We start from the raw sequence: 6,318 nt of genomic DNA, 5'->3' as shown, positions 1-6,318 counted from the left end.
TGCCGGTCGCCGGCGCAGGCGGCACCTCGACGGGAACGACCGAACAGAGGACGCCGCAGCCCAGCCTTCTGCAGCAGCTGCTCGGCGGCGGACTGGCCATCGCCGGCACCGCCTCGAAATTCATCTAAGGATCGGCCGTCATGAGCGCAGGCATTCCCTACGGCCTTCCGACCGATCTCAGCCCTGAGGATCTCGCGCGCCTGTTCGGCAAGGCCCCGATGGGTTCGCCGCAGGCCTTCACGGGCACGTCGGGTGCGGTCCAGTCGGAGCCGCAGGCTCCTGCGCCCGGTCCTGCTCCGCTGGCCCTTCGCGTGTCGCCGCGTCCGGCCCCCGTCGCGCCCTCCGAGCCCCCCGAGGCCGGCGGACCGGTTCTCCCCGACTTCAAGCCGGCCGACCTTCCTCCGGGTGTGTCTCCGTCCGTGCCGATGGGGTTCCGCCCTCCCATGCCCCCGCCGCGCCCAGCCGAGACCCCCGCTGCCGATGCCGTGCCTGTCGCCGGCGCCATGCCGACCCCTGCCGCTGCCCCGGCAGCCGCGTCCGGTTCCGACGGAGGCTTCGACTTCGGCTGCGCCCTGAAGCGATTCACGGATCGCGGTGGCAGTGGCCTCCTGGTCGGCCTGGGCACCGGGCTCATGTCGACCCCCGGCTTTGGTAAAGGCCTCGCCGCCGGCTTCCAGAACGCGCAGAAGGCGGAGCAGCAACGCGCGGTCACCGGGCTCGCGCAGGCCGAACTCGGGATCAAGCAGCGTAAGCTCGCACAGGAAACGGCTGCACTCAGCGGGAACGCTTCAGTCATCAAACGGGCCTTTCCGAACCTCTCCGATGCAGAGGCGGTCTCTGCTGGCTCGAACAGCGGACAGGTCACCGAAGCGCTGAAGATCCTGCGTGATCCGAACCACGGTACAGGCGTCCCGGCCGGATATCGCCAGCGCCCGGACGGCCAAGGCTATGAGCCGATTCCTGGCAGCGAGGCGGATCCCAACGTGATCCGCACCCGTGCGCAGGCGCAGACGGAAGGCGCTACCGCAGGCAAGCCGGCCGAGCCTTTCAATCTGAGTCCAGGCCAAAAGCGATACGATGCAGATGGGAAGCTAATCGCCGAGGCTGGGTCTCAAAAGCCCGATGGCTTCGACGTTGAGACCAAGCTCCGCGGCGAGTTCGCGAAGGGACTGGGTACGTTCACGGATGTGCACGATGGCTATGGCCGGGTGATCGCAGCTACGAAGCTGCGGGAGACCGATCCTGCGAAAGTCTCGCCTGCCTCCGACATGAGCCTCGTCTTCGGCTTCATGAAGATGCTCGATCCGACCTCCGTCGTGCGCGAAGGCGAGTATGCGACGGCCAAGAATGCCGCGGGTATCCCGGACCAGATCCGGAACGCCTATAACAAGGCCAAGAACGGCGAATTCCTGACCCCCGATCAGCGTCAGGACATGCTGGGGCAAGCGACAGAGCTGTACGGCACGGCGCGCAAGAACGCGGACACCATCGCAGGTCGGTACCGTAATCTCGCTGGTCAGTACGGGGTCGATCCGGAACGTGCGGCTTTCCTGCCGCCTGCTCCTGAGGCCCCGCGTGTCGGGCCAGCCCGATCCCCCTCTCCGGCCAGCGGGCCCCTTGATGTCGGCGCCTCTCGCGATGCGGGCGGCGGGGTTACAATCCGCAGGGTGCGATAGCCTATGGCGACCTTCTAGATATCCGGCCCGGGCGGCGCGGAATACGAGATCGATGCCCCGGACGAAGGGGCGGCGCTGAAGGCGTTCCAGGGGCTTTCGTCCCCTGCTGCCCCTGCTGCCCCTGCTGCGCCGGCGGCTCCGACCTCGCTCGCGGCCAAGGTGAAAGATGTCGGCCGCTCGTTCGAGAGCGGTGTCGATGCCGGTATCGCCGGTGTGGTCGGACTGCCGAATACGGCGATCTCTCTTTTGGATCGTTACGGCGTAACACCAATTGTCCGTACGCTTGGGAAGGCTGTCGGCCTGACTGCGCCGGATAAGCCGCTCATCGGCACGGACAGCCCGATCGCTGATCGCTTCCCAAGTGGCGAGGCAGTGGCGAAGTCTTTGGAGCCAGTCACTGGCCCCGCGTACAAGCCTCAGACCACGGCCGGCGAGGTGGCGCACACCCTTGGCGAGTTCGCCCCGAATGCCTTGGCGGGTGGAGGCGGAGGTGCAGCCCTGCGCGCCGGCGAGACGGTAGCCCAGACCGCGTCCCGCGTTGCAGCTCGCCGCGCGGATCTCCTGGGCGGCGGCACGCTCGGCCACGTGGTCGCCCCCGCGCTGGTCAGCGAAGGGGCGGGCCGCGTCGCGCGCGATGTGGCGCCGGACTATGAGCCGGCCGCACGGTTCGCTGGCGCGTTGGCTGGCGGCATTGGTGCGGCGGTGGCGCAGGCTCCGCGTGGCGCAGCCGCCGTGCGCGAAGGCCTGGAAGGCTTCTCGGCCGAGCAGCTCGGCGCGGCGCAGGCCCTTCGCGACGAGGCGCGCGCTCTCCCCGGCGGTGGGATCAACCTGCCGCTCGACGAGGCGCTGAACCAGGTCACGGGCGGCCAGGCTGGGCGCCTGTCGCAGATCTCGCGTGTCGTCGCGAACTCCGGCGGTGAAGGTGGCCGGATCGCGAACAAGGTCTACTCAGAACGCCCGGCACAGGTGGAAGCCACGGGCCGCGCTGCGTTCGATGGAATGGTAGAGAAGGCGGCCTCCCCGACCGAGTTAGGCGGCGCCATACAGGATGCGGCGCGCGCTGGCATGGCGCGGACGCCGGAAGGGTTGGCCCTGACCGAGGCCCGCGTTGCCGCTGGACCGCGTGTCACCCCGGAGCAGGCGGGGCAGGTGATCCAGCCCGAGCTAAGGCGCATTTATGATCGCCGCGAGGGCATGCGCGCTGCGCTGGCCGACCCAGAGTACACCGCTGCGCGGGAAGCCCCGGAAACGGTCGGCATTGAGCGGTCGATCGAGGTGGAGCGCCCGGGCGAGCCGATCGTCACGCAGCCCGCGTTCTCACGTCCGCAGTTCGAGGCTGGTGCGCCTCGTCCCACGAAAGCATTCGAGCGACCCAGCGTGATCGGGGACGACCCGAACGGCGTCAGCCTCGCCCGCTTCAAGATGCCGCCCGAGCGCGCACCGCTGGCGATTGATGAGGGGCCGAGCGCCGGACGTGCCTTCAATGAGGTTGCAACTTCAGAGGCGCGCACTGCCTATGAGGGGCACCTGAGTACCAGCCCGCTCGATGCGGCGACGGTCGCGGTCACCGGCGAGATCTCCGGTAAGAAGCTGCGCTCCGCCCTACGGGCGAACGAGGACCAGCTCGCGCAATTCCCTGCCGTCCGTGATCGGCTGATGAACGTCGCCGTCGCACGCGATGGCATGACGGCGGTAGAGCGCTCCCCGCTGGGACAGGTCGCGCAGAAGCCGAAGGTGAAGCATGCCGTCGGTGTGCTGTTCAATCGTGATCGCCTCGCCGGCGGCGAAGCCGAGATCGGGGCTGCGATGGGTTCGTTGGCCAAGAGCGATCCCACGTCGGCGCGTCAACTCGCGCGCATCCACCTCGAGACGGTCTTCGATGACGCTGTGGCCGAGACCCGAGGGCTGCCGGCGCAGTACGGCGGTGCGGGCTTCGCGTCGGCTGTCGCCGGCAACCCGCAGCAGCGAAAGAACCTCGAGGCGGCGATCAAGGCCCTGCCGGAGGGTGACACCCTCTGGGCCGGCCTCGACCGGTTCCTGACCGTGCTGCGCACCACCGGGTACCGCCCGCAGAAGGGCGGCGACACGGCGTTCAACGCGAGGATCCAGGAAGAGATGAAAGGCGGCGGTGGCGTACGAGGGGCGGTTGCGAACGTGGTCACCGGCGCGGCGGCCGGCGGGAGCGCGGTCGGTGTCGGTGGCGCGGCCGGTGGTGGTCTGCTCGGGCTGAAGCGCTCGGCCTCGGATGCGTGGACCCGCTGCCAGATCGGCCGCAACGGTGAGGCCGTGGCTCGGATGCTGTTCGATCCGAAGGCCCTGCCGGATCTGCGCCACCTCGTGCAGTCGAAGCCGGGCTCGAAGAACGCCGACTTCTTCACCAGTCGTTTAATGGCGCTGGCGGCCGGCAGCTCGGCGCCGGGCGAGCGAGGAGCGGGACCAGTCCCATAGCCGAGTGATGATGCCCGTCGCGAGGGCGACGAGCAGAACCCACATGATGAAGACGAGGAAGTAAGCTTGGGGCGGCGGATTGTCCCCCTCGCGTGGCGCGACAACAAAGCTCAGCCACATGCCGACGCCGATTGCTGCGGCTTGAACGAGCATCCAGAGGGGGCGGGAAAGCCAGTTGGGCATGGTCGCTCTACTGCACCGTCTGACAAGTGCCGGTGGACATAGTCGTCAAACCGACCAGGAAGAAGACCGCAGTGTCTTCTCCTGCATGCTTCTGGACACGAATAAAATCGGTGACGCTTCGTGCGGCAGACGGGCCGGCCGCTGCAACGAAATCGTTTGCCGCTGAACCACGCTGTATCACCTGCCAATGGCGCGTGCTTGAAGCGAACCGGATCGTACCTGTGGCCGTGTCGACAAGGATGCTCTTCAGGGCGTTGAGGATCGGCGCTTCATCCTTGCTCATAAGGAGCGTGCCGTCCTGCGCGAGGTTCGCGTAGCTGAGCGCAGAGCAGCGGTAGAGCGGCTACTCTTCCGCCTTCGCGGTAACGGTGAAGAGCACCAGGGTAACGGTGACGATGGCCCAGCGCGGCATTTGCTAAGGTACCGCCGCCCAGATGGCCTGTCCGGTTTGCAGAAGGGCAGCGCCGGCCGCCGAGAATGCACCCCAAGCGCTTAGCTTCGACTGCTTCCGGAGCGCGACGTTGGTGGGATCTTCCTTCTGAGGCGCGTTCGGATCGCTCGTTCCGCCGGCAAAGCCTCCCTCGTCCACAAAGACGATGGGGACGTGGACGCGCGAAGATATGAACCAGAGCATTGCTGCGGCCAGCGAGAACAGGGCGATCAGAACGCTCAGAATGCTCATTTGGCTCAGTGCGCCCGGTGGGTGAACCAGAGGAGCCCCCCGGCAATCGTCAAGGCGGCTAGGGGCATCCCGAACAGGCTGAAGATCTGGAATGCGGTCACGGCGCAAGCTCCCTGAGAAAGCGTCTGGCCACCAGATGTAGGACGACACTGACGATCCAGCAAACGGATGCGCTGGCGGTGACGACCCAGAGTGGGACGCCGAGCGGTGCGGACGAGAACGACGTCGAGAAGATGGGCGCCAAGCCTCCCACGGCGAATACGGCAACGGCCAAACCGTTCAGGTAGGTCGCGCTCAGTTTTGCCCGCTCGTTCGCAATGAGCTTGTCGCGGGCGTCGTCGTTGGCAGGCATGCCGGGACGATAGCAGGCGGCCCCGTCGCGGAAAAGGCGAGCTTCTGACAGGCTGCGCCTATGAGGCTGGCTGAGCACATCGTTGTTAGATCATTCGGGCGCTGTGTTTGAGCGCGTCCTCAAGGAGTGACTGATATGGCCACTGCTTTTGAACCGCTACGAAGCGGATCACGCGTTATCGCGGCTTTTCAACCAAGAAGAACGGACGATCTCAAAGCGGCTGCGTTATCGCGGGTCGGTTGCGTAGGTATGTTCGAAGCGCTTTGGCTTATCGACGCCGACTACCATTATGCCGGAGAATGGGCGATGAGAATCCCAACAGATTGGGACATAGAAGACGCGATCTGGGTCCCGGATGGTGACCTCACGCCCGTAGACGGTCATGGAATGGCATCAGGGCTGGAAGCGCAATATTGACGATATCCCGTAAGCCTGAAACAGGATAGGGGGCGCCAAGTATAAAAATGGTATTAGATGTTTCATGAATGGTTCTTGAGTTGTCCTTCCCATTTTTTTGGGTTCGCCTTTATGCACCCCGCCGCCGACATTGGCGCAATAGTTGATGATGTCTTTGACGCTTATTGATTTCCCTTCGGCATAATGGAATGGCAAACCGAGGAATTCATCCAGCCCGACTTCTCTCGTTATTGCTGCAGGAGAAATAGATGGGTCCGGGTTCTGATATAGGTGATTCAGGGGTGCAATTTCAGACAGAGCCTTGTGTAGATCTTCGAAGCTATCTTTAGTGTATCCGGAATAAATTTTAAATCTCGGCTTCAAGTCGACCAATCGGGCGACTTTATGAATAAGCGGCACGCCATCGTCCATAAAAATTCGGCGCAATATTGCCGATGCAGAAATCAAATTCCCTGCTGTGGGGTTTGATATGATCTCCGACAGACGCTCTACGTCATAGACGAAGATTTCACTGTCTGAATACATTAATGCCTCGCGACGATATGCGGGTTTACGATAGC

General features: G+C 64.7%; 7 protein-coding genes. 3 read left to right on the top strand and 4 right to left on the bottom strand.

All coding sequences use genetic code 11. The features are described 5' to 3' along the window. Window positions 1-140: 140 nt before the first annotated feature. Window positions 141-1,676, top strand: a complete 1,536-nt coding sequence (locus tag ASF32_RS12940; protein ID WP_056428944.1) for a hypothetical protein — start codon at window positions 141-143, stop codon at window positions 1,674-1,676. Window positions 1,677-1,835: 159 nt separating this feature from the next. Continuing rightward, entirely contained in the window at window positions 1,836-4,124 is a 2,289-nt protein-coding gene (locus ASF32_RS12935; RefSeq protein WP_056428943.1) for a hypothetical protein, read from the top strand. A 190-nt stretch (window positions 4,125-4,314) separates the two neighbouring features. On the opposite strand, the gene ASF32_RS12930 is transcribed toward ASF32_RS12935, so the two are convergent. The 3 genes from ASF32_RS12930 to ASF32_RS12920 all read right to left on the bottom strand — a co-directional run bounded on the left by ASF32_RS12930 (window position 4,315) and on the right by ASF32_RS12920 (window position 5,341). Further along, window positions 4,315-4,590 (bottom strand): hypothetical protein, encoded by a 276-nt coding sequence (locus ASF32_RS12930; RefSeq protein ID WP_056428940.1) that lies wholly within the window; start codon window positions 4,588-4,590, stop codon window positions 4,315-4,317. 132 nt (window positions 4,591-4,722) lie between these two features. After that, the gene (locus tag ASF32_RS12925) at window positions 4,723-4,989 is read right to left on the bottom strand and encodes a hypothetical protein (RefSeq protein ID WP_056428936.1); all 267 of its coding nucleotides are present in this window, start codon (window positions 4,987-4,989) and stop codon (window positions 4,723-4,725) included. Between the two features lie 97 nt (window positions 4,990-5,086). Further along, window positions 5,087-5,341, bottom strand: a complete 255-nt coding sequence (locus ASF32_RS12920; protein ID WP_056428985.1) for a hypothetical protein — start codon at window positions 5,339-5,341, stop codon at window positions 5,087-5,089. Window positions 5,342-5,476: 135 nt separating this feature from the next. Here ASF32_RS12920 and ASF32_RS25335 point away from each other — a divergent pair, with 135 nt between their 5' ends. Next, complete coding sequence (locus tag ASF32_RS25335; protein ID WP_156467801.1) at window positions 5,477-5,758, top strand: hypothetical protein; 282 nt, start codon at window positions 5,477-5,479, stop codon at window positions 5,756-5,758. Here ASF32_RS25335 and ASF32_RS25330 read toward each other — a convergent pair. Beyond that, entirely contained in the window at window positions 5,735-6,283 is a 549-nt protein-coding gene (locus ASF32_RS25330) for a hypothetical protein (RefSeq protein ID WP_156467800.1), read from the bottom strand. The genes ASF32_RS25335 and ASF32_RS25330 overlap by 24 nt on opposite strands. Window positions 6,284-6,318 lie beyond the last annotated feature (35 nt).

The organism is Methylobacterium sp. Leaf91 (genome assembly GCF_001422815.1).
Lineage (GTDB): Bacteria > Pseudomonadota > Alphaproteobacteria > Rhizobiales > Beijerinckiaceae > Methylobacterium.
The sequence above is the reverse complement of the archived record's forward strand: the minus strand, read 5'-3'. Positions and strand labels throughout refer to the sequence as shown.

Coding starts and splice junctions, on each gene's coding strand:
- ASF32_RS12940 (WP_056428944.1), top strand. CDS start 141: ATGAGCGCAGGCATTCCCTACGGCCTTCCGACCGATCTCAGCCCTGAG.
- ASF32_RS12930 (WP_056428940.1), bottom strand. CDS start 4,590: ATGAGCAAGGATGAAGCGCCGATCCTCAACGCCCTGAAGAGCATCCTT.
- ASF32_RS12925 (WP_056428936.1), bottom strand. CDS start 4,989: ATGAGCATTCTGAGCGTTCTGATCGCCCTGTTCTCGCTGGCCGCAGCA.
- ASF32_RS12920 (WP_056428985.1), bottom strand. CDS start 5,341: ATGCCTGCCAACGACGACGCCCGCGACAAGCTCATTGCGAACGAGCGG.
- ASF32_RS25335 (WP_156467801.1), top strand. CDS start 5,477: ATGGCCACTGCTTTTGAACCGCTACGAAGCGGATCACGCGTTATCGCG.
- ASF32_RS25330 (WP_156467800.1), bottom strand. CDS start 6,283: ATGTATTCAGACAGTGAAATCTTCGTCTATGACGTAGAGCGTCTGTCG.